General features: G+C 68.6%; 23 protein-coding genes. 15 read left to right on the top strand and 8 right to left on the bottom strand.

Annotation, left to right across the window (positions count from 1 at the left end; all coding sequences use genetic code 11):
• Positions 1 to 88: 88 nt before the first annotated feature.
• Both OG587_RS00305 and OG587_RS00300 read left to right on the top strand, forming a co-directional pair.
• Positions 89 to 658: a hypothetical protein gene (locus OG587_RS00305; protein WP_329085713.1), complete on the top strand. Its 570-nt coding sequence runs from the start codon at positions 89 to 91 to the stop codon at positions 656 to 658.
• Between the two features lie 12 nt (positions 659 to 670).
• Positions 671 to 1588: a class I SAM-dependent methyltransferase gene (locus OG587_RS00300; protein WP_329085711.1), complete on the top strand. Its 918-nt coding sequence runs from the start codon at positions 671 to 673 to the stop codon at positions 1586 to 1588.
• Here the strand turns inward: OG587_RS00300 and OG587_RS00295 are convergent.
• From OG587_RS00295 to OG587_RS00285, 3 genes are read right to left on the bottom strand one after another with little or no spacing between them, the layout of a single operon-like run.
• On the bottom strand, positions 1496 to 2800 hold the full coding sequence (locus OG587_RS00295; protein ID WP_329085710.1) for a lipopolysaccharide biosynthesis protein: 1305 nt from the start codon (positions 2798 to 2800) through the stop codon (positions 1496 to 1498). The genes OG587_RS00300 and OG587_RS00295 overlap by 93 nt on opposite strands.
• Positions 2797 to 4704 carry an asparagine synthase (glutamine-hydrolyzing) gene (asnB, locus tag OG587_RS00290; protein WP_329085708.1) on the bottom strand — a complete coding sequence of 636 codons (1908 nt, stop codon included), beginning with the start codon at positions 4702 to 4704 and terminating at the stop codon, positions 2797 to 2799. Before asnB ends, OG587_RS00295 begins: the two co-directional genes overlap by 4 nt.
• Entirely contained in the window at positions 4692 to 5771 is a 1080-nt protein-coding gene (locus OG587_RS00285; RefSeq protein ID WP_329085707.1) for a glycosyltransferase, read from the bottom strand. Before OG587_RS00285 ends, asnB begins: the two co-directional genes overlap by 13 nt.
• A 154-nt stretch (positions 5772 to 5925) precedes the next feature.
• On the opposite strand from OG587_RS00285, the gene OG587_RS00280 reads away from it, so the two are divergent.
• The gene (locus tag OG587_RS00280; RefSeq protein ID WP_329085705.1) at positions 5926 to 6141 is read left to right on the top strand and encodes a hypothetical protein; all 216 of its coding nucleotides are present in this window, start codon (positions 5926 to 5928) and stop codon (positions 6139 to 6141) included.
• Positions 6142 to 6217: 76 nt separating this feature from the next.
• Here the strand turns inward: OG587_RS00280 and OG587_RS00275 are convergent, their stop codons facing one another.
• On the bottom strand, positions 6218 to 6841 hold the full coding sequence (locus tag OG587_RS00275; protein WP_329085703.1) for an NADPH-dependent FMN reductase: 624 nt from the start codon (positions 6839 to 6841) through the stop codon (positions 6218 to 6220).
• A 110-nt stretch (positions 6842 to 6951) separates the two neighbouring features.
• Between OG587_RS00275 and OG587_RS00270 the strand changes: the two genes are divergently transcribed.
• The 5 genes from OG587_RS00270 (at position 6952) to OG587_RS00250 (ending at position 12398) form a co-directional block, all read left to right on the top strand.
• Positions 6952 to 7593 carry a TetR/AcrR family transcriptional regulator gene (locus tag OG587_RS00270; RefSeq protein WP_329085702.1) on the top strand — a complete coding sequence of 214 codons (642 nt, stop codon included), beginning with the start codon at positions 6952 to 6954 and terminating at the stop codon, positions 7591 to 7593.
• A 249-nt stretch (positions 7594 to 7842) separates the two neighbouring features.
• A complete protein-coding gene (locus OG587_RS00265) occupies positions 7843 to 9288 on the top strand; it encodes an MFS transporter (RefSeq protein ID WP_329085701.1) in 1446 nt (481 codons plus the stop codon).
• A 113-nt stretch (positions 9289 to 9401) separates the two neighbouring features.
• Positions 9402 to 10109, top strand: coding sequence for a TetR/AcrR family transcriptional regulator (locus tag OG587_RS00260; RefSeq protein ID WP_329085699.1), 708 nt, complete (start codon positions 9402 to 9404; stop codon positions 10107 to 10109).
• Positions 10110 to 10141: 32 nt separating this feature from the next.
• The gene (locus OG587_RS00255; protein WP_329085696.1) at positions 10142 to 11335 is read left to right on the top strand and encodes a cytochrome P450; all 1194 of its coding nucleotides are present in this window, start codon (positions 10142 to 10144) and stop codon (positions 11333 to 11335) included.
• 268 nt (positions 11336 to 11603) lie between these two features.
• Positions 11604 to 12398: an SAM-dependent methyltransferase gene (locus OG587_RS00250; protein WP_329085694.1), complete on the top strand. Its 795-nt coding sequence runs from the start codon at positions 11604 to 11606 to the stop codon at positions 12396 to 12398.
• A 117-nt stretch (positions 12399 to 12515) separates the two neighbouring features.
• Here the strand turns inward: OG587_RS00250 and OG587_RS00245 are convergent, their stop codons facing one another.
• The gene (locus OG587_RS00245; protein ID WP_329085692.1) at positions 12516 to 13319 is read right to left on the bottom strand and encodes an SAM-dependent methyltransferase; all 804 of its coding nucleotides are present in this window, start codon (positions 13317 to 13319) and stop codon (positions 12516 to 12518) included.
• 258 nt (positions 13320 to 13577) lie between these two features.
• Between OG587_RS00245 and OG587_RS00240 the strand changes: the two genes are divergently transcribed.
• A complete protein-coding gene (locus OG587_RS00240; RefSeq protein WP_329085690.1) occupies positions 13578 to 14207 on the top strand; it encodes a pyridoxamine 5'-phosphate oxidase family protein in 630 nt (209 codons plus the stop codon).
• 384 nt (positions 14208 to 14591) lie between these two features.
• Positions 14592 to 15503, top strand: a complete 912-nt coding sequence (locus tag OG587_RS00235) for a hypothetical protein (protein WP_329085688.1) — start codon at positions 14592 to 14594, stop codon at positions 15501 to 15503.
• Between the two features lie 37 nt (positions 15504 to 15540).
• On the opposite strand, the gene OG587_RS00230 is transcribed toward OG587_RS00235, so the two are convergent.
• Positions 15541 to 16053 carry a DUF6879 family protein gene (locus OG587_RS00230; protein ID WP_329085687.1) on the bottom strand — a complete coding sequence of 171 codons (513 nt, stop codon included), beginning with the start codon at positions 16051 to 16053 and terminating at the stop codon, positions 15541 to 15543.
• A 372-nt stretch (positions 16054 to 16425) separates the two neighbouring features.
• On the opposite strand from OG587_RS00230, the gene OG587_RS00225 reads away from it, so the two are divergent.
• The 3 genes from OG587_RS00225 to OG587_RS00215 are packed head-to-tail and all read left to right on the top strand — an operon-like array spanning position 16426 to position 18036.
• A complete protein-coding gene (locus tag OG587_RS00225; protein ID WP_329085686.1) occupies positions 16426 to 16671 on the top strand; it encodes a hypothetical protein in 246 nt (81 codons plus the stop codon).
• Positions 16672 to 16711: 40 nt separating this feature from the next.
• Entirely contained in the window at positions 16712 to 17158 is a 447-nt protein-coding gene (locus OG587_RS00220; protein WP_329085684.1) for a DUF6879 family protein, read from the top strand.
• A gap of 14 nt (positions 17159 to 17172) precedes the next feature.
• Positions 17173 to 18036: a helix-turn-helix domain-containing protein gene (locus OG587_RS00215; RefSeq protein WP_329085683.1), complete on the top strand. Its 864-nt coding sequence runs from the start codon at positions 17173 to 17175 to the stop codon at positions 18034 to 18036.
• A gap of 130 nt (positions 18037 to 18166) precedes the next feature.
• On the opposite strand, the gene OG587_RS00210 is transcribed toward OG587_RS00215, so the two are convergent.
• Both OG587_RS00210 and OG587_RS00205 read right to left on the bottom strand, forming a co-directional pair.
• Positions 18167 to 18367, bottom strand: a complete 201-nt coding sequence (locus tag OG587_RS00210) for a DUF397 domain-containing protein (RefSeq protein ID WP_329085682.1) — start codon at positions 18365 to 18367, stop codon at positions 18167 to 18169.
• Positions 18368 to 18393: 26 nt separating this feature from the next.
• Positions 18394 to 19269 (bottom strand): helix-turn-helix domain-containing protein, encoded by an 876-nt coding sequence (locus OG587_RS00205; RefSeq protein WP_329085680.1) that lies wholly within the window; start codon positions 19267 to 19269, stop codon positions 18394 to 18396.
• 712 nt (positions 19270 to 19981) lie between these two features.
• On the opposite strand from OG587_RS00205, the gene OG587_RS00200 reads away from it, so the two are divergent.
• Together OG587_RS00200 and OG587_RS00195 are read left to right on the top strand one after the other, a co-directional pair.
• Complete coding sequence (locus tag OG587_RS00200; RefSeq protein ID WP_329085678.1) at positions 19982 to 20785, top strand: ATP-binding protein; 804 nt, start codon at positions 19982 to 19984, stop codon at positions 20783 to 20785.
• 113 nt (positions 20786 to 20898) lie between these two features.
• On the top strand, positions 20899 to 24156 hold the full coding sequence (locus OG587_RS00195) for a penicillin acylase family protein (protein WP_329085677.1): 3258 nt from the start codon (positions 20899 to 20901) through the stop codon (positions 24154 to 24156).
• Positions 24157 to 24224 lie beyond the last annotated feature (68 nt).

The following is a 24224-nucleotide window of genomic DNA, read 5'->3' as shown; positions in this document are numbered from 1 at the left end:
CGAGGTCCTTCCGGTAACACGCCCGGTTGTGCGCACTCTTTGCGGCGAGATTGACGTGAGTGGGTGGGCAAAACGGCGAGGTGGTGAAGTGTCGGCTGCGATGGCGGGGATCGTGTCACTGAAGCGGCCTTCGCCGAACGGCGTCATCGTGCTGGCGATGGTCGTGACGCCTTTCCTCGTCGCCGCGATGGTGTGGCGCCCGTGGCCGACGGCCGCGGCGCTCTTCGCGCTCTGCGGGCTCGTGCTGGTGCGGCACCCATGGCGCGGCGGCCCGCTCATGGCCGGGCAGGGAGCTACGGGCCGCCTGGCCCTGCATGACATGACGCAGGTGACGACCGGCCTGATCATCTTGGCCGTCTGCGCCAACACCCGCAACGACTATCTGCGGCTGGCGGCCGAGTCGGGCATCGTCTCGGCGTCGCTGCTGATTCTGCTCATCTGCCGGGCGGTCCGGCGGGCCGCGGGCGCGCATGAGCACATCCTGGCCGGGGTGGTCACGGCTTACGCGGTCGTGCTGCTGTTCGGCAACACGCTGTCGAACCTGATGGCCAGTACGCAGTTCTGGGTCTGCCTGGGGACGCTGCTCGGAACGCGACATCTCGAAGCGGCACGCGTGACGGCTCACCGGACAGCGCCGCGCACGACGCACGGAACATGACGGGAGACAACAATGGACAGCAATCTTCTGCAGGTGCGGCGGGGTGAGAGGTTCGCCTTCGGCCGTAACTGGAAGTCCTTCGTCGACCTTGTCGACGAAGGACGCGTCCGGAGCGCGATCGACTCGCTGCGGGCGACCCTGGGCGTCGAGGATCTCGCCGGGCGTACCTTCCTCGACGTGGGCTGCGGCAGTGGCCTTTTCTCACTCGCCGCGCATCGCCTCGGAGCCCGCGTGCACTCCTTCGACGTCGACGCCGAGGCGGTGGAGTCCGCGGTGCGGCTGCGGCACGCCTTCGCTCCCGACGCCTCCTGGACGATCGAACGGGGGTCGATCCTGGACGCCGGCCATCTCGCGCGGCTGGGGACCTTCGACGTGGTGTACGCCTGGGGAGTGCTGCACCACACCGGGGCCATGTGGCGGGCCTTCGACGCCGCCGTCGGGCTCGTCACCCCCGGCGGGCTGCTGTTCGTCTCGCTCTACAACGACCAGGGCAGGCAGAGCCGGATGTGGACCGCCGTGAAGCGGCGCTACAACCGGTCGGGACCGGTGACCCGCGGCGCCCTGATCGCCGGAAGCTCGGCCTACATCTACCGGGCCTGGCCCCTGGTCACCGTCGCGCGGCTGCTCCAAGGCCAAGCGCGTCTCGCGCCGGTCCGGCCGCGGGGCATGTCGCGCTGGCACGACATGCTCGACTGGGTGGGTGGTTACCCGTTCGAGGTCTCCAGGCCCGAGCAGGTCCTCGCCCGCGCCCACGCGCACGGTCTCAGCCTCCTGCTCCTCAAGACGTGCGCGGGCGGACTCGGCTGCAACGAGTACCTGCTCCGGCGGCCGGGCGGGTCAGCCGGCGCGCAGGAGCCCGAGGACCCGGCGGGCGATCTCGCGCACCTCGGCGGCACCCGGGACCAACCGTCTCAGGGGCACTCCGGCTGATCGCGCGAACCAGCTCACCTGGGTCGCGGCGAGGGCCGTGTAGGCGATCGTGGACGCCAGGGCACACCCCACGACGCCCGTCCGGGGGATCAGCAGGGCGTTCAGGGCGAGGTTCGTCAGCAGCGCCGCGCCGTACATCAGCGAGGTGCGGACCGGCAGGTCGAGGCGGAGCAGATAGGCCGCGGCCGGGGCCGCCGACGCGGCGGCCGCCACGCCCGGTGCGAGCACCAGCATCGGGACGACGCATCCCGCGAAGGCCGGGCCGGCCGCGGCGACCACCAGGAACGGTCCCGTCAGGCAGAAAAGGACGACCGACGTGGTGGCGAGGACGGCGGTGATCCGGATCGTCCGTGCCGTGTACGCCGCGGCCGTCTCCTGACTCGACTCCATCTGGCGAGGCAGGGCGACCTGGACCACCGTGCCGGTCACGGCCCGCAGGAGCTCGGCCGGTGTCACCGCCATGGAGTAGATCCCCACCGCGGCGGGCGTGCTCATGGCGTTCAGGATCAGGATGTCGAGCCGCAGCAGCAGGAAATGACAGACGTAGCCCGGGTGATGGCGCAGCCCGCACGACAGCGTGCGGGCGATCAGCCGCCTCTCGCGTGGCCGGCACACGGGCAGGGACGGCAGCAGGAGCAGCAGGTTCACCACGACGGAGAGGGTCCAGATGATCACTACCCCCTCGACGGTGAGCCACCCGGGAATTCCCAGAGCCACCAGGGCGAAGCACTGGAGGGCGGCTCCGGCCAGCGAGCCCCGGTTGACGACCCCGGTGCGGGCGCGCAGGACGTGCACGTTGTTGACGTAGACGATCGCCATCATGACGGGCACCGCGGCCAGCCCCCAGATCAGCGCGGAGCGGTCCGCCGGGGCGCCGGGAAGGAGCACGGTCGCGAAGAACGAGACCCCCGCCGCCGCCGCGCCCGCGGCGAGCCCCAGCCACAGGGCGTTCGCCGCGATCGCCGGCCGGTTGTCCTCCCGCGTCCACAGGGCCGTCTGTGACTTCTCCACCGACAGGTTTCCCATCGCCGCCGCCGTGGTCGCGACGGTGACGATCACCCAGTAGGCGCCGCGGTCGCCCGGCCCCAGGGCGCGGGCCACGACGACGCTGGTGAGGCCTCCGGCCACGGCGAGCGTCAGGCGGGTCAGGAGCAGGTGGGCCAGGCGGGTGGCGGTCGCGTCCCGGCGCCCCGCCGCGGCCGGGGCGCTCACGTGAGCCACGATCGTAAACGGCGATCCATGTCCGGCCGCGCGGGCAGATGGGTCCGGTGCCAGAGCTCGAACTGCAGCAGAGCCCAGATGCGCTCGGAGTGGTCCCGGCCGGCGGCGTGCTGGGCGAGCAGGCGGGCGACGACCCGCGGATCGAAGATGCCCCGATCCCGGGCGGTGGCGTCGGTGAGCAGGTCGTGCGCCAGGGGACGCAGCCCGGCCCTGAGCCAGGAGGCCAGCGGTACCCCGAAGCCCATCTTCGGGCGTCGCAGCAGGTGAGCGGGGAGCCAGTCCGCCAGGGCGCGCTTGAGGAGGTACTTCGTCGTCCCGCCGCGGACCTTCAGTTCGCCGGGCAGGCCCGCGGCCCACTCCATCAGGACGTGGTCCAGGAAGGGGGAGCGCGCCTCGATCGAGTAGGCCATCGTGCTGATGTCGGTCTTCACCAGCAGATCGCCGGGCAGATAGGTGTTGACGTCGACGTCCATGAACTGGGTGAGGTCGCAGCCGGCGGACGACTCCTCGAAGGCCCGCTCGATGATGTCCCCGCTGCGGACGCCCGCCACCCGGTCACGTTGCCACGGGGTGTAGACCTCCCACTTCTGTTTTTCGGTGAAGTAGGACATCAGTCGTGTATACCGGTCAGGGGTCGACAACCCGGCCAGCTCCATGCCCCACCCCGCCTTGCGGAGCATCGACCCTCGGCGTGACAGGGCCTGCACGCTCTTGCCCGCCGCCCCCAGCAACGGCGACGTCATCGACGGCAGCCGCAGCCGGGAGGCCCGCCGCAGCAACACGTAACGGCGGTAGCCGCCGAAGGACTCGTCCCCGCCGTCCCCGGTGAGCACCACCGTCACCTCCCGGCTGCTCATCCGGGCGACGAGGAGGCTGGGCATCGCCGAGGAGTCGGCGAACGGCTCGTCGAAGTGCCAGGCCAGCGCGGGAAACACGTCCAGCGGAGGAGCGGAAAGGGTCAGCTCCGAGTGGTCGGTGCCATACAGGGCGGCCACCTCTCGCGCGTGCTCGCGCTCGTCGAAGGCGGCCTTCTCGAAGCCGACGCAGAAGGTGCGGATCGGTCGCGAGGACTGCCGTGCCATCGCCGCGACGACCGCGGAGGAGTCGACGCCCCCCGACAGGAAGGCGCCGATCGGGCGCTCGCCGACCATCCGCAGCCGGGTCGCCTCCACCAGCAGCTCGCGCAGCCGTTCGGCCTCATCCTCGACGGCGGCGACCGGGCGGGGGGTGGCGTCCAGCCGCCAGTAGCGGTCGACGCGTACCCGGCCTTCCTGCCACACCAGGGTCGAGCCCGGCGGGAGCTTGCCGATGCCCTCGAAGATCGACCAGGGCGCCGGCACGTACTGGAACGTCAGATAGTGGTGCAGGGCGATCGGGTCGATCTCGCCGCGCCAGCGCGGGTCACGGACCAGCGCCTTCAGCTCGGAGGCGAAACGCAGCGAGCCGGACCGCATCCCCCAGTACAGCGGCTTCTTGCCCACCCGGTCACGAGCCAGCAGCAACCTGCGCCTGCGCCCGTCCCACACGGCGAAGGCGAACATGCCACGCAGCCGGTGCACCAGGGCATCGCCGTACTCCTCGTACAGGTGGACCAGGCACTCGGAGTCGCCGCTCGTGGTCAGACGGTGTCCTTTGGCCAGCAACTCGGCCCGCAACTCGGCGAAGTTGTAGATCTCGCCGTTGAACACCGCGACGACGTGACCGTCCTCGCTGTAGACGGGCTGGTCGCCACCGGCCACGTCGACGACGGCCAGACGGCGCGTCCCGAGCACGGCCGAGTGCTCCACGTGCAGGCCGGCGCCGTCGGGGCCGCGGTGCGCGATCGTCTCGCACATGTCGCGGACCGTGTCCGGATCCACTCCGGCCGGGCAGACGGCGCCGGCTATCGCGCACATCGCTCCTCCAGCAGATGCCGGTACAGCGCCAGATGCCTGTCGATCATGGAGTCCACATCGAGGTTGTCCAGCGCCCAGGCGCGCGCGGCACCGCCGAGGGACACCCCCAGGCCAGGGTCGCGCAACACGCGCTCCAGGGACTCGGCCAGCGCCTGAGGGTCCTGCGGGGGAATCAGCAGCCCGCGCCCGTTCAGCAGCTCGCAGGTCCCGCCCACCGCGGTGGCGACGATTGGTTTACCCGCCGCCATCGCCTCCATGACCGCGTTGCTCATCCCCTCGTGGAGCGAGGCGAGCACCACCACCGACGCCCGGCGCATCAAGGCCTCGATGTCCCGGCGAAGGCCCAGAAGGCGCAGGTCCACGCCCAGGCTCGCGGCCTGCCGCGCCAGGGCGTCACGCTCGGGTCCCTCGCCCGCGAGCACCAGCGTGCACGGCGTGCCCCGGGCGGCCAGCAACGCCACGGCCTCGACGAGGCAGCGGTGCCCCTTGTGCGCCCTCAAACTGGCCACACAGCACACGACCGGCAGGTCGGTGACGATCGACGCGGGCACGGCGGGCAGGAAGGCCGACTCCGGCAGGCCGTTGTAGATCACGCTGATCTTCTCCGGGGTGAGACCCTCCACCCTTCTGGCGTCCTCCGCCACGGCCACGGCGTTGGCCACCACGTGCCGCGTCAGCCGGGTGGCGACGCGCTCCAGCGTGTGGCTCCCGTACCGGACCCGTTTGAAGACACTCAGGCTGCGCCGCCCCGCCACGATGACGGGAACCCCGGCCAGCCAGGCGATCGGCGCGCCGACCACATAGGCGTGGTAGAGAAAGGCGTGCAGCACGTCCGGCCTGAGCCGCCGCATCAACCTGACCAGGTGCGCCGCCGCGAGCAGGTTGCGCGGAAGGGCCAGCGGCCCCGTCGACAACCCGATGAACTCCGCGTTGTGCACCGGGATGCCCTCGAGTTCCAGTGCGTCACGGTATGGGCCGTCCGAGTGCAACGTCACCACGTCGACCTTCACACCGCTGCGGGCCAGGCCCGTGGCCAGGAGGAAGATCTGCTTCTCGGTGCCGCCCACTCTCAACTGCCCGATCAGCAGTACGACACGACGTGGTATATCGGGTTCTGTTTTCTCAGGCGAGATAGCCCCGTTGCGACTCTGAGCTTTCATGATGCTACTTTGAGTGACGGGCGCTGGTGTGTGGGGGATTGCCGCAACCGGCGAGCGTGTCGTGGATCGGCGGGCGCTTCCTGACGGGGTTACGGGGTGCCCCTCGGTCCAGCTCGCCGCCTACCGGCCGGCCTGGTCCCACCTGGCCTCCGTCCCCCTGGATCGGGTGAGCGCGGCCTTCCACTATGTCCTGCTCAACGAGACGGTCCGCCCCGTCAACCTCCTCGACGAGCGCGGCCTTGTCACCCTCGTCGGGTCGGTCCCCGCCCTCGGCTGAAACGCCGCGTACCGCTGGGCCGGGCGCCGTCGCCCTCGGCGCGTGCCGCGAGGGACCGACCAGAGAGGACCTCGCGTCAGGCGGGCACCGCGACCGCTTCGCTGCCCGCCGTGGCGTCGCGCAGCGGCTTGAGTGCCCGCGACCACGCGATGACCTCGTCCAGCATCTCGATCAGGGTCGGCTCCTGGTGCTCATCCGGCGCGATCACGCCGGGATCGGCCGGGTCGGTGATCTCGAAGTCGGTGAACGCCGACAGTGCGACCTGGGTGCGTACGTTGGCGACCTGGAGTTCGGTCATCGTCAGCCGAAGGTGCTCCACGGCACGGACGCCGCCGTGCACCCCGTGGCTGACGAACCCCGCCGCCTTGTTGTTCCACTCCGCGAACAGGAAGTCGATCGCGTTCTTCAGTGCGGCGGGGACGGCGTGGTTGTACTCGGGGGTGACGAAGACGAATCCGTCGAACGAGTCGATCGTCGCGGCCCATCGCGTGGTGTGCGCGTTGAGGTATTCGCCGAACAGCGCGGGCGTGGGCTCGTCCAGCACCGACAGCCCGTACTCGGCCAGGTCGACGACCTCGAAGGTCGCCTCACCGGCCGTGGCGGCGGGGTGGCGTGCGGCCACCTCGGCGACCCACCGGGCCACGACCGCCGTCCTGCGGCGGGGACGGGTGCTCCCGATGATGATGGCAATCCGGGTCATGTGCCTTCCTCCTTTAGTTGGCCGCCCTTGGCGGGCGAGGCATCTGTGGGTAAGGTACAGCCTGTAGTGTAAAAGGTAAATCAGTGGCTGTAATCCTTTGGAGGTGCAGGGTGACCGGAAGCGACACGGCGAGAACACGCTCGCGCGGAGGGCTGGCGGACAAGCGCCGGGCGATCCTGGCCGGTGCTCTGACGGTGTTCGCGCGCGACGGCTACACCCGCGCGACCACCGACACGATCTCTGCCGAGGCCGGGGTGTCCTCGCGCACCCTCTACAACCACTTCCAGGACAAGGCGCAGCTTTTCCAGAACGTCATCCAGGAGAGCGCCACCCGGGTCGCCGACGCCCAGATCGCCATCATCGACCGCTACCTGCGCAAGGTCACCGACCTGGAACCCGACCTCGTCGAGTTCGCCCAGGCCTTCGCGACGCCGACGACCGGCGAGTACGCCGAGCACTTCGCCCTGGTCCGGCAGATCAACGCCGAGTCGGGACACATCCCGCGGGCCGCGATCGACGCGTGGCAGGAGACCGGGCCGCTGCGGGTCCGCCGCGAGCTCGCCGACCGCATGCGACAGCTGGCCGATCGGGGACTGCTCCGCGTCGACGACCCCGATCGGGCGGCCATCCACTTCATGCTGCTGATCTCGGTCGCCAACCCGTCCTACCAGGGCGCCGTCCTCGAAGAGCGGGAGATCGACGAGATGGTCACCTCCGGTGTCCGCGCCTTCCTGCACGGCTATCTCCGCTGACCGTCTCCGCCGACTGTCTTTGACGACGCGATGGCATGGCCGATCCGAACCGTGATGACGAGGGATGACGAGGGACGACGAGGGACGACGAATGCGCCACCGACTGCCGGGCCAGACCGGGCCGAGGATCTCCGAACCACTCCTCGGGGCGACGAACCTCGGCGGCCACAGTCTCGACGACGGGCTCGAAGGCCGGTGAGGGGGCAGGGATCGACCCGCCGGGGGCGTCCGGGGGTGACGCTGGCGGCGGTGCTACTGGGTTTCCTCACCCTCCCGATGCTGATGTCCGGTACGAGCGTCGCGCTGCCGCGGATCGGCGCCGACCTGAACGCCTCGGGCGCGTCCCTGCAGTGGGTGGTCATCGGCTACTTCCTGACCGCCTCGTCCACGATGCTGGTGGCCGGCTCGCTGGGTGACCTGTTCGGCCGCCGCCGCGTCTTCGCCGCCGGTGCCGCCGTCTACACGGCCGGGGCCCTGACGAGTGCGATCGCGTCCGACATCCTGCTGCTGGACGCGGCGCGGACGCTGTCGGGTGTGGGCGCCGCCGGGGTGATGGCCTGCGGGGGCGCCATCCTGGGCGCCACCTTCACCGGTCCCGCGCGCACCCGGGCGTTCGCGGCGATGGGCACCACCGCCGGCGCGGGAATGGCGATCGGCCCGACCCTGTCCGGCTGGCTGGTGGGATCGCTCGGCTGGCGCGCCACCTTCGCCGCCTTCGCCGTCGTGGGCGTGCTCATCTGGGCCGGTACGGTCTTCATGACCGAATCGCGGGCGGCGACGCGGCCCCGGATCGACCTGCCCGGCGCCGTCACCCTCATCGCCGCGCTCGCGCTGGTGATGTTCGGCTTCAACCAGGCCTCCGAGGCCGGGTGGGGGAGCGTGCTCGTGCTCGCGCCCGTCGCCGCCGGACTGGTCTCGCTGGTGGTGTTCACGATGATCGAGCACCGCAGCCCGCACCCGGTGCTGGACCTGACCATGCTCCGCGACCGGCGGTTCATGGCCTGGTGCCTGGCCTGCCTCTTCGTCGCGGCCGGGCCCGCCGGGGTGACGACGTTCCTGCCCACCTATCTCCAGGGCGTGAACGGTGCCTCGGCTCAGGCCGCGGGGCTCACCATGCTGATGCTGACCGCGCCGGTCCTGCTCATGCCCCAGGTCGGAGCCCAGCTGATCAATCGCGGCGTCCCGGCCCGTACCCTCATCACCGTCAGCCTGCTGATGATCGCGGCGGGCAACGCCTGGCTCACCGTCCTGCACCCCGGCATCGACGCCCTCGGGCTGCTGGGCCCGCTGGTGGCGATCGGGACCGGCATGGGACTGGTGGTCGGTACCACCGACGCCCAGGCCATGAACCAGGTGGAACCGGACCGGCTCGGCATGGCCGCCGGTTTCCTCAACACCGTCCGAGCCGGGGGTGCCACGCTGGTCATCACCCTGTTCGGCACCGCCCTCATCAACCTGCTCCAGGCCAGGATCGGGGCCGTCGGGCCCGCGGCACGGGTCGCCGCGGGCGACCTCACCGGCCCCGGCCGCTCCCTTCACGCCACGCAGTTCACCGACGCCTGGCACATCGCGCTGTGGTTCGTGGCGGCCCTCTGCGCCGTCGCCGCGGTCGCGGTGTGGGCCCTGCTTGCCCCGTCCAGGCGAGAGCCCGTCGTGCCTGGCGGGGCGGACGCCCTCACCCATACCGGGAAGTAGACACACCGGCGTGAAGGGGTTGCCCGCGCTCGGAGGGAGGTCTACTCTCTGACTTGTTGACCAGATTTCATAATTGGTCACGAAGTCAGAGTGATCAGGGTGAGAGGTGCCGGATGGCGGAGCGAGCAGGGCAGGCCGACGGTCGCGCCGACCGGATCCTCGACGCGGCGGCCGAGCTGCTCGTGCGCCTCGGCTACCGGAAGGTGACGATCGAGGACATCGCCCAGCTCGCTGGCATCGGCAAGGGCACGGTCTACCTGCACTGGCGCACCAAGCAGCAGCTGTTCGAGGCCGTGCTGCTACGCGAGTCCATCTCGTACGTCGAGAAGCTCCTCGACGGACTGCGCCGGGATCCGGCGATGCTGCTGCCGCACCGTTTCGTGTCGGAGTCCTTCCTCATGGTGGGCGACAGGTCGGTGCTGCGGGCGCTGTCCGAGGCGTACCTGCAGCGGAGGCAGAGCAGGTTCGCCGACGCCTTCCTGCACAGCCAGGAGCTGCTCGCCTCCGAGCGGTTCTACGACCTGATGATCCGGCACGGCCTGCTCCGCGACGACGTGCCGAACCTGTCGTACACGCTGAGCGCGATGATGACGGGGTTCCACCTCAACAACGCCGCGGACCTGATGGGCATCGAGGTGGACACGCGGGCCAAGGCCGAGTCGATCTCGTTCATCGTCAAAAACGCCTTCGAACCGCCCGAGCCGCCGGATCCCGAGGAGCTGGCCAAGGCCGCCTCGGAGGTCATCGCCGTCTTCGAGGCCCTGATCCCGCCCTACCGCACCTGGATCTACGAGTACGAACGCACGCACGAGCCCGGCTGATCCCGGACCCGTCCCGACGAGAAAGGCAAACCATGACCACCATCGCCGACACATGGGGCCTGCACGAGGGGCACTTCTGGCTGCGCGGACGGCATCCGGACCAGCCGGTGAGCTTCGACGCCGCCACCGGGATGTGGAACGTCTTCGGTTACCCCGAGGCGCTGCGGATCCTCGGCGACCCCAAGACGTTCTCCTCCGACACCGCCCGTGTGCTGCCCAGCCTCGAGATGAGCAGCGAGGGCATGCTGACGCAGATGGACCCGCCCACGCACGGCAAGCTGCGCAAGCTCGTCAGCCACGCCTTCACCCCGAAGGTCGTCGCGGACCTCGAACCGCGGATCGCCGAGCTGACCCGCGAGCTGCTCGACGAGGTGGCCGACCCGGACCGCCTGGAGCTGGTGACCGACCTCGCCTACCCGCTGCCGGTCATCGTCATCGCGGAGCTCCTGGGGGTGCCCGGCAGCGACCGCCACCTGTTCAAGCAGTGGGTGGACAGGATGTTCGAGAACACCCAGCAGTTCTCCCTCGTCAACCAGAGCGAGGAGCAGGAGCACAGCATGGCGGTCGCCATGGAGCAGTTCAAGCACCTCGCCGACTACATCGGCGAGCACGCCAACGACCGCAGGCGCCACCCGCGCGCCGACCTCCTCACCAAACTCGTCGAGGCCGAGGTCGACGGCGAGCGTCTCACCCAGGCCGAGGTGGTGAACTTCGCGAACATCCTGCTCGTGGCCGGGCACATCACCACGACCATGCTGCTGGGCAACACGGTGCTGTGCCTGGACGCCCATCCCGGGCAGCTCGCCAGGACCCGCGAGGACCGGTCGACGATCCCCGCCGTGATCGAGGAGTCCCTGCGCTTCTTCAGCCCGTTCGCCACCCTCGGCCGGGTCACCAACACCGACGTCGAGCTCGGCGGGCAGCACGTTCCCGCCGACCGGCTGCTCATGGTGTGGGTCGCGGCGGCGAACCGCGACCCGAGGGAGTTCGCCGACCCCGACGTGTTCGACCCCTCCCGCGTCCCCAACCCCCACCTCGGCTTCGGCAGGGGCATTCACTTCTGCATCGGCGCGCCGCTGGCACGCCTGGAGGGCAAGGTCGCGCTCAACATCCTGCTCGACCGCTTTCCTCACCTGCGCACCGATCCGGACGACCCGCCGCGGTTCATCCCGAGCCCGAGCATGACCGGGGTACAAAGGCTGCCGCTGCTCACCTCCGGTTCCTGAGCCGGCAGCCCTGTCGCCTCCGAGGCCGGCGATCGTCGTGAGGGGTGTCCGCCTCCCCACGGCGGTCGCCGCCTCTCGGTGCCCTACCGTGTGGCCGTACGGTGGTACGGCCACGCGCGCGGGCGTGTCAGGCCCGGAGGCGCGGTCCGTGGGCGTCCGTTCGTCACGCCGAGGGCGAATCTGGATGAAAGCATCCGGCGAAGCGGACGCACCATACCGGCGAACCCCTTATGTTGTGCAGAAATTGATCACAACAGAAGAGAACGCCATGACCGATATCTCCGGCATCAATCCCAACGTGCCGCACCAGGCCCGGGTGTGGGATTACCTGGGCGGCGGCAAGAACAACTACGAGGCCGACAGGATCGCCGCGGAGTACATCCTCCAGAGCTATCCGCAGATGGAGAGCGTCGTGCGGCAGGCGCGCGCGTTCCAGGGCCGTGCCGTTCGCTTCCTGGTGAACGAGGCCGGAATCCGGCAGTTCCTCGATGTCGGCACCGGGCTTCCCACCCTTGAGCACACCCACGACGTCGCGCAGCGGGCGGACCCGACGTGCCGGATCGTCTATGTCGACAACGACCCGCTGGTGCTCACGCACGCCCAGGCGCTGCTCTCCAGCAGCCCCGAGGGGGAGTGCGCCTACATCGAGGCCGACGCCCGCGATCCGGAGGCGATCCTGCGGGCCGCGGCCGACACCCTGGACTTCACCCAGCCGATCGCGTTGATGCTGTTCGGGGTGATGGGCACCGTCTACGACAACGACGAGGCGCGGGCTCTTGTCCGCCGGTTCATGGACGCGCTGCCCTCGGGGAGCTACCTGGTGTTCGAGGACGGTACGAACGTGGTGATCCCGGACGCGGCCAAGGAGGTGGAGCAGCTCGTGGAGGAGGGCCGCGCCTACGACTACCGGCTGCGGACCCCCGAGCAGATCGCCCAGTTCTTCGAGGGTCTGGAAGTGCTGGACCCCGGCGTGGTGTCGGTGTCGCGGTGGCGTCCCGAGCACAGCACATGGGGTTCGCCGCACGAGGTGGACGCGTTCGGCGGAGTCGGCCGCAAAGCCTGACCGGTCATCGTCCGAGAGCAGGGCGATCCGCCGACGGCCGCACGAGAGACGCTCCCGTGCGGCACGGAATCCTGTTCGCCCGCCCGGCACGTCACGCGGGACGGGAGGGCGTGACCGTCAGGACTTGCGGCCCACTCCGACGTAGCCGACCGGAGCTTTCCGCTCGCCGAACAGGGGCGGGTCGGTGGGGCGCCAGTCCTGGGGGAACACCAGGCCGGGCTCGGCCAGCTCATAGCCGTCGAAGAAGCGGACGATCTCCGCGTGCGTGCGCAGGCTCAGCGCCGCGGTGGCCCGCTTGTAGATCTCCAGCGCCTCCGGCGTGCTGTCGGGGCGGGCGTCGATCGCGTGACTGAGAACGAGGTGGCTGCCCGGCGCGCTCACCTCGCGCAGCCGCTCGATGATCTGGTACGCGCCCGCGCCGTCGGGGTTCTCGTCCGGGACGAAGTGCAGGATGGCGAGCAGCAGGAACGCCACGGGCCGGTCGAAGTCGACGTGCTCGCGCAGCTCGGCCAGCAGCGTCTCCGGGGTACGCACGTCGGCCTGCACGACGGTGACGTTGTCGCCGTTCCCCAGGAGCGCCCGGCTGTGCGCGCACACGACGGCGTCGTAGTCCACGTAGACCACGCGGGTGTCGGGCGCGATCCCGTGCGCGATCTCGTGCGTGTTGCCCCGCGTGGGCAGCCCGGAGCCCAGATCCACGATCTGCTGGACACCCGACTCGACGACATGGCGTACGGCGCGTGCGAGGAACGCCCGGTTCTCCCGCGCGGAGTCGCGAGTGTCGGGGAAGAGCTTCAGAATCTGCTCGGCCGCTGCCCTGTCGGCGGCGAAGTTGTCCTTGCCGTCCAGGTAGTAGTCGTACATCCGGGCGATGTTGGGCACGCTCGGGTCGACCCCGGCCGGCGAAGCCTGATCATCCACGCTTTCTCCAGACTATCCAGCATTTGTCTGGGTTTGATCTTAGAGAACCTTTCGCGTTTTGGCAGCGAGATGTGGTGATCGCTGATCCGGAAGAGGGGGCGAGACGCGCACGGTTGTCCGTCGAACCGGTCACGCATGGCGCCCCTCCCAGGCGGGCCGCCCCGGCGCTCGTCCCGCTCCGCCCTCCGACCACCCTCACGAAATACGGGACAGCAATGATGAAATGGGTTTTCCGTGCTTTCTCATCGAAGGAGGGCCATGGAGACCCAGGGCTGGGAATCGATCGACTCCGCGGAGGAGTTGCGGGAGCTGCTCGGCACCCCCAAGCCGGCCGTGATCGCGAAGGAGCGGCGGACCCTGCACGCGCTGGACCGGGCCTGGCTGGCCGCCTCGCCGTTCTGCCTCGTCGCGACCTCGGACGCCGACGGCCGCTGTGACGTCTCGCCCAAGGGTGACCCGCCCGGATTCACGCTGGTCCTGGACGACTCGACGATCGCGGTCCCCGAACGGCCCGGCAACCGCAGGGCGGACGGATTCCACAACATCCTGCGCAACCCGCACGTCGGCCTGATCTACTTCGTCCCCGGTCGCGGCGACACCCTGCGCGTCAACGGCAGGGTGAGCCTGGTGCGCGAGGCCCCCTTCTTCGACCGGATGGTGGTCAAGGGACACCGTCCGCAGCTCGCGATCGTGGTCGAGATCGAGCAGATCTTCCACCACTGCGCCAAGGCGTTCCTCCGCTCGGAACTGTGGCGCCCGGAGAGCTGGAACCCGGACGCCCTGCCCTCGCGGGCACGCATCGCCCAGGCACTGGAACGACCGGAGGACCCGATCGAGGAGCTGGAGCGCTACTACGGCCCCTCCTACGCGGAGGGGATGTACGGCTGATCGGGCGGGCCGCCGACGGGGATACGGGGCGGACCGGGTGAGTCGGTGGGGAACGCCGCGCTCCGCGAGAAGGTCGCCGCCCCCTGACAGCGGGGGCGATTGTCACAGCGGCCGTTGATTCGGTGTTGGCCTGAACGTCTCGCAAAAGGCGCCACTGAGGCTTTCGGCGCGGGCATATCGGTGAGATGGCCGCTGGTCGGCCGTGATCCTGGCAGAGGCGCGCGAGGGCTGATCGACGGGCTCGCCACACCGCTACGATTTGTTCAGCGCGGAGGGTCTTGTATCGGTGGCTGACACTCGCCTGGCGCGGCCTGAAACGACATCATTACCCCTCCCTGAAGGGTGGATAGCGCCATATCCCCTGACGAGTTCATCAATGGCTACGTGGACGACGTGGTTCAGTTGCTGCCACGCCGGAAGCGACGCGATGTGGCATCGGAGTTGCGCGCACTGCTGGTGGACGCACTCGCGGCCAAGGCCGCGGACGCGGGACGGGCCGCCGACGAGGCGATGACGCGGGAGTTGCTCGTAGGTTTCGGCCGGCCCGCCGAGGTGGCCGCGCGGTACGGGCCGGTTTTCACGATCATCGATCCGGCCGATTCCCGCAGGTTCCTCTGGCTGACCGCAGCCGGTATGAGCTTCTTCTGGCTGTTCACGTCGACGCCCGTTTTGATGAGATTTCCGGTGAGTTCGGCGGCGGAGGCAGGCGCCCTGCTGACGGGGTGGTTGAGGCTCTTCGGGCTGAGCTTCCTGTGGTGGCCGGGACTGCTCGTGGTTTGTTTCGCCGTGATGGCCTGGCTGCGGCGGCGCCAGTCGGGGGCGGCCACATGGACACCCCGGAGGAAGAACGGCGATCAGATCAGCCGGGCCGGCTACATTTTCGTGATCATTGTGGACGTCTGCCTGCTGTCCATGCTGATCAACGCCGGAGCGCTGGTCGACTCCCTCTTCGGGGAGCGCATGGCGGTCAGGATCCATCGGCTTCTCGCCGTTGACGAGAACTTTCTCAGTCATCACGGTCCGTTGCTGCTGGGGATACTGGTCGCGCACCTGGCTCTCTACGTGGTCCTGGTCGTGCAGGGGCGATGGCGGTCGCTGACGCTGCGAGTCGACATCGGCCTGACGTTCGCGATGTGCTGTGTCCTCACCTGGCTCGTACTCGCGGGCGCCATCTTCCAGGCGGAGCCGCTCAACCGGTGGGCGGAGTTGCTGGCTGTGTTTTTCGTACTGTTTGCCCTGGTCGATGTGGGCCTGAAAGTACGCCGCGAGTTGCGGCGGGCCGCCCCCTCCCCTTGACCTGAACCAGGGGGAGAGGGACACGTGCGGTCATGTGTCAGATGGGCCGATACTCCGTGTGATCAACGCCTCGTTCCCAGGCGGCCTCGAACGCCGTCAGGCACAGCTTGATCACGGCGGGGTCGTCGCACAACTCGTGACCAGTGGGCTCGCCGGCTCCCGAGAAGTGACCGAACCGAATCAGCCGTTCGTCGAACAGCCAGAAGTCGTTGCCGGGAAGGGACAGGTCGGATGCCAGTCGCCGGGGGAGCCAGCGCACCTGCTCGCCTCCGGCGAGGTTGGCGTAGGGGGTGGCCGAGTGCTCGTAGCGGATGTAGTCGCTCACCGGTTCCGACACGATCCGGGCACGTCGTACGGCCACCCCCCGAGCGACCGCGCCACTGACCAACGTCACCCACGAGGCGTCGAAGTCAGCGCGGTCGAAGGGAACACCGTCGCGCCAGGCGACGAATCCCGGACTGGAGGTGCCGTAGTCGTCACGCATCTCCAGATGCAACGCGAAACGGCGGCACTGGCCGAACACGTCATCGAACGTCGCTTCCACCGTCACCACACGCCTCCAATGCCGGGCAGATCAAGTATGCAGGTCGACCAAGATGTTCCTTTCGACGTGAGATATGGCGTGTGGAATCCAGGGTCGGGGGAGTTGGAAACATTCGCATTCGACGCTAGATGGCGGCTTGCTCGGCAAACAATGAACTTGCACGAATGTGCGGATGGGTTTTTGGTGAGGTCGTCAGCACTCTGCCGGCAGTTGACGAATAAGCGATCCATCCGATAGTGACCCATATTTCCCAAGATGGACCTTTGGGGTGCGGAGTAAATTTTCTTTGGACCGTAGAATGCCATTGACTGAGCTGGAATCTCCGGTCAAGCTCGCAACTGCGTAAGTCCGCGCATACCCCAGGCAAGGGAGATGGCCATGGCGCTACGGTTCATCGGAATCGACCCCGACACCGGAGGTAACAACTGTCCGTCGGTGTGGATCGACAACAGCGACGGGTCGATCGTCATTCAGGGCTGGGAAGTCACCGATCCGGCGGAGCTGGCAGAGGTTTCGGCTCGTAGTCCGATCCTGGCCCATGAGAAGATCGTTCGACTTCCCAGACGTATGGTGCCCTTCCTGCTGGAGGCGTGTGGTGACGAGCTCACCGATGACATTCGCTGAGATGATTGCCACCGCGCGACGCTCCGCCGTACACCTGGAGATGCGCGACGTCTACACCCCTGACGATCCCGCCTACCTTCGCTGGAAGGTGGACGGGACCATCGACGTGGACGCTTACTGGCGTGAGTGGCTGGAGCTGGTGGGTGCGACGGTCGCCCGGGGAGTGGGCGTTCGCCGGGCTCGCATCGTCTCTGAGCCGGTGACCGAATACATACGGCATGAATACGACCTCACAACCCCGCTGAACATCGCGGCCGGCGAGTCGGTGCGATGGCTGCCTCGCAGGCAGGCCTCAGATCTTGCGCTACCTGGGAATGATTTCTGGGTGTTCGACGACCATCTGGTCCGATTCGGCTTTTTCTCTGGTGACGGCGACTACCTGGGCGAGGAGCTGACCAGCGATCCCGCGCTGATCAAACTGTGTCTTTCCGCCTTCGACTCCGTCTGGGAACGCGCCGTCGACCACGCGGCGTACCGGCCCGTCTGAAGATCACTGCGCTTGTGTCCACCTCGCCGCATTCCGGTAGCCAGCAGGCCCGCCAGGCCCTGGCCGACCGCCTCCGTGAGATTCGCCTTGATGCGGGTCTGACCGCCCGTGCGATCGCGGAGGCCGCGGGGTGGCACGAGTCCAAGTGTTCCCGGATCGAACACGCCCGTACGCTCCCCTCCGATGCCGACATCCGGGCGTGGTGTACGGCGTGCGACGCTCAAGACCAGATAAACGATCTGATCGCCACATCGCGGGCGGTCGATTCGATGTATGTCGAATGGCGCCGACTCCAGAAATCAGGACTCCGCCGGCTCCAGGACTCCAAGGTCCCGCTTTACGAAGCTACTCGCCACTTTCGCGTGTACTGCTCCCATGTGATACCCGGATTTCTCCAGACCTCTGAGTACGCCCACGCCCTTCTGGCGGCGTTCGGAGCGTTTCATGGCGTACGCGACGACACGGAGAAAGCCGTTGCCGCCCGGATCGCACGCTCACGCGTCCTGTACGAAGGTAACCGTCGTTTCGCCTTGCTGATTGAGGAGTCGGTGTTGCGTTACCGCATCGGCGACGCCGAGGTGATGGCCGGGCAGCTCGCTCATCTGCTGACAGTCATGTCGCTGCCCTCGATATCCCTGGGAGTGATTCCTTTCACGGCCGAGCGTCGCATCTGGGCATTGGAGGGCTTCAACGTTTTCGATGAGGATCTGGTCCAGGTAGAACTGCTTACGGCGTCCCTTTCCGTCACTCAGCCCTCAGAGGTCGCCCTGTACAAGAAGGGCTTCGCGAAGCTGGCCGAAGTCGCCGTCTACGGTCTTCATGCCCGTGCTCTGATCACAGCGGCGAGCGAGACCGTCGATCCTCCGCATACTCGCTGAGGATCGGAGCGGCCCATTTCACCCGTCGTGGCATGCCCTCCATGCAGACGGCTGCGGAACCCCACGCAGAGATGAGACTGTCTGGCCGAGACTCCTTGCGGTGGAGTCGGCGTCAGGGCCGGTGGTTCGATCAGGCGATCTCACTGTTCTTCACGTAGCCAATGAACGTGCGCCACTCATCAGCGGTGAAGTCCAGTGTGGGGCCGTTGGGGTCCTTGCTGTCTCGTACGGCCCTGCCGCCTCCGGGCAGGTTCGCGACCTCGACGCAGTTGCCGCTCTGGCTGCTGTAGGTGCTCTTTTGCCACTTCAGATGGGAGGGGGCGGGGTGCATCCCGGGCTCCTTCTTTGCGTCGCGCTCTATGTCAAGCTGTCGGCTGCTCGTTTCATGAGGTCCGTGGAGTCGTCGGGTGACAGTGCCGTGGCGCGCAGCCGTTCAAAGGCGATGGTATAGCGGGCGACATCGGCATGCTTTTCGAGATATAGGTCACCGGCGAGGGTCTCCACATAGACCACATGGGGATCGGTCGGCTCAGGGAAGCCGAAGATGACGAACGGGCCGGTAGTGCCCGCGTGGGCGCCTCCGCTGAACGGCACGACTTGCAGGGTGGTCTTACCTTCTTCGGCAGCGGCGATCAGCTGATGCAACTGCTCGCGCATTATTGCCGGGCTGCCGACAACCCGATGGATGACGGCCTCGTCGATGATGGCCCAGAGTCGAGGGCGGTCTTGCCGGGTGAGGATCTGCTGACGGGTGAGACGGACCTCTACCAGACGGTCTATTTCGTCGGCGTCGAGTTCTTCCGCGCCGCCCTTGACCGACGCTCTGGCGTAATCGGCTGTCTGAAGCAGGCCGGGGATGATCATCGGTTCGAAGTTGCGTAGTGAGGCCGCTCCGGCTTCGAGGCCGATGTAGACCTCATACGGATTCGGTAGCACGTCGCGGAAGGAGTGCCACCAGCCGGGCTGCCGAGCGTCGCGGGCGAGTTGGATGAGACCGTCACGCTCAGCGCCTGTGACGCCGTAGAGGTCAAGTAGTTCACGCACACTTCGGGGCTGTGGCCGGGTGCGGCCGGTCTCGATGCGGAAGATGGTCGAGGGTGACCATTCCAACCGGCGAGCGGCTTCTTCGCGAGTCAGCCCGGCGGCATCGCGGCGGCTGGTCAGTTCCACCGCCAGGCGGCGGGCACGCAGGGTCGGGCTCGGGCCATGGGGCTCAACGTTGCTGCTGGGCATGCTCGTCTCCTTCGCTCTTGCACTTGTTGCTATGCACTATTGCATCTCACTGAGAGCTGATGCATGATTACAGAGAGTCTCGTCCATTGAAGAGCTCCCAATGGACGAAATGCTGGAAGGGGCGGCAAGAGGTTGCGAGCTTCGGTGAACGGCACACTACGTCGGACGCCGGGGCTGATCAGGTCAGGATTGCGATCGCTCTGGCGGCGCGTTTTCGGCAGGACAAACACCTACGGAAGGCGAAGTCCGCCGGGTGCTACCAACACCCGACGGACTTCTTGAACCGGACACTGGAGGTCCGTCCCATGGTCGACTTTACAAGAGCAGTCCGGATCATCCGGATGCGTTTCAGTGGTGACCGGCCGCCCGCGCCGTTGGGGTGCCGGTGGTGTGGGCATTCGCCGTACGCGCACGATGACCGGTGCCTACCGCACCGGCAGGCGCACGCCTACGAGCGGCCGACGCCCGCGCAGTTCCGGGCGAGGCTGGCGGAGTGGTGGCGGCTGGGGTTCGCCGGGCGGTTGTCCGGTTCGGCATCGGTGCGCCCGCCGGGGGAGACGTGGCCGTTTTCCGGTCACGGACGTCACGCCCGGCCTGCGGAGCCGGTGGTCGCCAAGTCGCTCGCGTCGTACGGGCGAGGTCGGCCACCGGACGAGCTCGCCTTGGGCGGGCGGAGGGCGTACCCGGGCATGCTGCGGCAAGGGAAAGCGGCGTGAACGGGCGGCATCGGCGGGGAGAGCCCGTCGATCAGCGAGGCCCACGGCTGTGGGACCGCGAGCAGCGGGAGGTCGCGGCCCTGCTGGATCAGGCTGAGGTGGGCTGGCTGGTCATGTACGGGGTGGGCGGGCGCCGGTTCTACGCCATTGCGGTGGGAGGCGAGCCGCTGGTCGTGCAGGCGGGTACGGCCGAGGAGTTGTGCGCGCTGATGCGCGAGACCGAAGAGGCGGAACCGGCGACGCCGTCCGGCGTGCGGCTGGTGCCGGAATCCCACGGGCAGACGGAATCCCACTGGCACGGGCAAGGAGATCCGATGATCGCAGGCACCCCCGACGGACTCCGGACCGTCTGCTGGGACATTCCCCGTGACCCGGCGACCGTCGGCGAGGCCCGACGGATGACGCGGGACACCTTCACCGGCTGGGGCCTGCCGTCCGAGTTCGTCGACGACGTGGTTCTGGTGGTCGGCGAGTTGGTGGCGAACGCCACGGTGTACGGGGAGGCGCCGATCCGGTTGTCGCTGTGGAGTATGGCCCGGGGAGTCTGTGTGCGGGTGACCGATCACGGCTCCGGGCGTCCCCGCCTGCTCGACCTCGGTCAGGACGCCTCCCACGGCAGGGGGCTCGCGATCGTAGAGGCGCTGGCCGACCGCTGGGGAGTCGTTCCCGCCGAAACCGGCAAGACGGTGTGGGCCGCGTGGGAGGGTTCCCGCTCGCGGTCTGGTATGTCCCGTTCCGCTGATTGTGCGGGCCTGATTCCATCCTCCCCGGTCCGCGAAAGGGTCGACCGGACGTTCTGACAACGAGTCAAAAATGATACGGGCGATTATCACAGCCGCCATTGATTCGGTGTTGGCCGGAACGTATGTTCCTCTCAACATCCGAGTTCGCCTCATGTTTAGGGGATCCTCCTATGCATGCACGTCTCCGGCGGGTGACCACGGCGGCCTCCGGGTTGCTGCTGGTCATCGCGCTGGCATCCCCCGTCGTGCCCGCATCCGCTGCCGCGTCCAAAACCGCGTCCGAAACCGTGTCCGAGACCGCGTTCAAGACCGCGTCCGAAACCACGGCGGCGGCCGTTCTCCCTCCTGACGACTACTGCCTCGGCGAGTGCGCCGACATCCTGCCCCCGGGGCAGAACGGCAACGCGACCCTGGCCGGGATCCTCGCCCACCAGACCCTGGGTACCAGGCCGAAGCACAGCGACGACCAGCTCGGCAGGTACGCGAACCTCCTGTCCGGCTACACCGGCCTGACCAACGACCAGATCGCCGACTTCTTCAACGACGCCTCGTTCGGGGTGCCCGCCGGGCAGGTGGAGAGCACCACGAGCCCGCGATCGGACGTGACGATCGTCAGGGACAAGGCGACCGGTGTCCCGCACATCACCGGGACGACCCGCGAGGGCACGATGTTCGGCGCCGGGTACGCGGGCGCGCAGGACCGCCTGTGGGTGATGGACCTGATGCGGCACGTGGGCCGCGGCGAGCTGACGCCGTTCGCCGGTGGCGCGCCGGGCAACCGGGCGCTGGAGCAGAGCGCCTGGCGCAACTCCCCCTACACCGAGGCGGACCTCCAGGCGCAGATCACCAGGCTCAGGGACTCCGGCCCCCGGGGCGCGCGGCTCTACACCGACGTGCAGCACTACATCGCCGGCATCAACGCCTACATCGACCGCTGCATGGCGGACCGCAACTGTCCCGGCGAGTACGTCCTGACCGGGCACCTCGACGCGATCACCAACGCGGGCGGGCCGGTGGACTTCACCATGACCGACCTGGTCGCGATCTCCGGGGTGATCGGCGGACTGTTCGGCGGCGGCGGGGGAGCGGAGATGCAGTCCGCGCTGGTGCGGGTCGCGGCCCGCGCCAAGTACGGCACCGCGGCCGGCGACCAGGTCTGGTCGGCGTTCCGGGCACAGAACGACCCCGAGACGACGCTCACCCTGCACAACGGCCAGAGCTTCCCGTTCGGTAACGCGCCCGCCGGAGCCACCGGGGTCGTCCTCCCCGACCCGTCGACGGCACCGGTGGACGTCACCGCGAACGAGACCGGCTCCGCCACCTCGGTCGCGGCCACGGCGCAGAAGGGCGTGCTCGACGGGCTGCTCGTCGACAACTCCAAGCCCGGCATGTCCAACGCCGTGGTGGTGTCGGCGGCCAAGTCGGCGACCGGGAACCCGGTCGCGGTGTTCGGCCCGCAGACGGGCTACTTCGCCCCCCAGCTGCTCATGCTGCAGGAGCTCTCCGGACCCGGCATCCGGGCGCGCGGCGCCGCCTTCGCCGGGCTCAACCTCTACGTGCTGCTCGGCCGGGGCACCGACTACGCCTGGAGCGCGACCTCCAGCGGCCAGGACATCACCGACACGTACGCCCTCCAGCTCTGCGCGCCCGGCGGCGGCGCGGTCACCACCGCGTCCAACCACTACCTCTACCGGGGCGTCTGCACGGAGATGGAGACGCTGCGGAAGACCAACTCGTGGAAGCCCACCGTCGCTGACTCCACCGCCGTCGGATCGTACGACCTCGTCATCCAGCGCACGAAGTACGGGCTGGTGAGCTGGCGCGGCACCGTCGGCGGGCAGCCCACCGCCTTCGCCACGCTGCGGTCGACGTACCACCACGAGGTCGACTCGGCGATCGGCTTCCAGATGTTCAACGACCCGGCCCAGATGGGGGACCCGGCGGCGTTCACGAACTCGGCCTCCACCATCGGCTTCGCGTTCAACTGGTTCTACGTCAACTCCAGGGACTCGGCGTACTTCATGTCGGGCAACACCCCGGTCAGGTCCGCGGTGTCCGACCCGAACCTGCCGATGACGGCCGACGCGGCCCACGAGTGGGCGGGCTTCGACCCGGCCGCCAACACCGCGACCTACACGGCCCCCGCCACCCACCCGCAGGCGGTCAACCAGGACTACTTCGTCAGCTGGAACAACAAGCAGGCCAAGGACTACGGCGCCGCGGACGGCAACTTCAGCTTCGGCCCCGTTCACCGGGCCGACCTGCTGGACGCCCCGATCAAGGCGGCCCTGTCGGGAAGCGGCAAGCTCGACCGGGCGGGCACCACGAAGATCATGGCCGATGCCGCCGTGACCGACCTGCGAGGCAGGAAGGTCCTGCCCGACCTGCTCCGGGTGATCAACAGCGTGGCCGTGACCGACCCCGCCCTCGCCTCGGCGGTCGCCAAGCTGGCGGCCTGGACGTCGTCGGGATCGAGGAGGCTGGAGACCTCGCCGGGCAGCAGGGCGTACGCCCACGCCGAGGCGATCCGCGCGTTCGACGCGTGGTGGCCCAAGCTCGTCCGCGCGCAGTTCAGGCCGGGGCTGGGTGACGGTCTCTACCAGTCGGTGGTGAACGCCATCCAGATCAACGAGTCACCCTCCGGCCACCAGCAGGGCGACCTATCCACCCTGCCCACCTCCGCGAACGAGGCCCAGGCGCACAAGGGGTCGGCGTTCCAGTACGGCTGGTGGGGCTACGTGAGCAAGGACGTCAGGAGCGTGCTCGGCGACCCGGTCTCCGGGCCGCTGCCCGCCAAGTACTGCGGGAACGGCACGGTGGCGGGCTGCCGTACCGTCCTGCTGGAGAGCCTGGCGGCGGCGCTCGCCGAGCCCGCGGCCACGACCTACCCGGCGGACGACGTGTGCTCGGCGGGCGACCAGTGGTGCTCCGACGCCGTCGAGCAGTCGCCGCTCGGCGGGATCACGCACTCGCTGATCTCCTGGCAGAACCGGCCGACCTACCAGCAGGTCGTGTCGTTCCCCGCCCACCGGGGCGACGCGATCGCCAACGTGGCGGAAGGGAGGACCGCCAGGGCGTCGAGCACCCAGCTCTTCTACCCGGCGAGCAGGTCCGTCGACGGCGACCCGACCACCCGGTGGTCGAGCTCGTCCAGCGACAACCAGTACCTCCAGGTCGATCTCGGGTCGGCCACGACCGTGGCCAGGGCCCTGCTGCGCTGGGAGGCGGCCTATGGGTCCGCGTACTCGATCCAGACCTCGACCGACGGCTCCACCTGGACCACCGTCTACTCCACCACCACCGGAAACGGGGGCGTGGACAACGTGAGGTTCACCCCGACCAGCGCCCGGTACGTCCGCATGCAGGGTGTCACGCGGGGGACGTCCTACGGCTACTCCCTCTACGAGCTGGAGGTCTACCCCCGGTGACGAACACCCTGCCGTAGAGGGTGAAGGACGACGGTGACGGTCACCGCCCCGGGAGACGGCGGCGACCG

The organism is Streptosporangium sp. NBC_01469 (assembly GCF_036227305.1).
Taxonomy (GTDB): domain Bacteria; phylum Actinomycetota; class Actinomycetes; order Streptosporangiales; family Streptosporangiaceae; genus Streptosporangium.
The sequence above is the reverse complement of the archived record's forward strand: the minus strand, read 5'-3'. Positions and strand labels throughout refer to the sequence as shown.

Coding starts and splice junctions, on each gene's coding strand:
- OG587_RS00300 (WP_329085711.1), top strand. CDS start 671: ATGGACAGCAATCTTCTGCAGGTGCGGCGGGGTGAGAGGTTCGCCTTC.
- asnB (WP_329085708.1), bottom strand. CDS start 4,704: ATGTGCGCGATAGCCGGCGCCGTCTGCCCGGCCGGAGTGGATCCGGAC.
- OG587_RS00275 (WP_329085703.1), bottom strand. CDS start 6,841: ATGACCCGGATTGCCATCATCATCGGGAGCACCCGTCCCCGCCGCAGG.
- OG587_RS00260 (WP_329085699.1), top strand. CDS start 9,402: ATGGCGGAGCGAGCAGGGCAGGCCGACGGTCGCGCCGACCGGATCCTC.
- OG587_RS00255 (WP_329085696.1), top strand. CDS start 10,142: ATGACCACCATCGCCGACACATGGGGCCTGCACGAGGGGCACTTCTGG.
- OG587_RS00250 (WP_329085694.1), top strand. CDS start 11,604: ATGACCGATATCTCCGGCATCAATCCCAACGTGCCGCACCAGGCCCGG.
- OG587_RS00240 (WP_329085690.1), top strand. CDS start 13,578: ATGGAGACCCAGGGCTGGGAATCGATCGACTCCGCGGAGGAGTTGCGG.
- OG587_RS00225 (WP_329085686.1), top strand. CDS start 16,426: ATGGCGCTACGGTTCATCGGAATCGACCCCGACACCGGAGGTAACAAC.
- OG587_RS00220 (WP_329085684.1), top strand. CDS start 16,712: ATGCGCGACGTCTACACCCCTGACGATCCCGCCTACCTTCGCTGGAAG.
- OG587_RS00210 (WP_329085682.1), bottom strand. CDS start 18,367: ATGCACCCCGCCCCCTCCCATCTGAAGTGGCAAAAGAGCACCTACAGC.
- OG587_RS00205 (WP_329085680.1), bottom strand. CDS start 19,269: ATGCCCAGCAGCAACGTTGAGCCCCATGGCCCGAGCCCGACCCTGCGT.
- OG587_RS00195 (WP_329085677.1), top strand. CDS start 20,899: ATGCATGCACGTCTCCGGCGGGTGACCACGGCGGCCTCCGGGTTGCTG.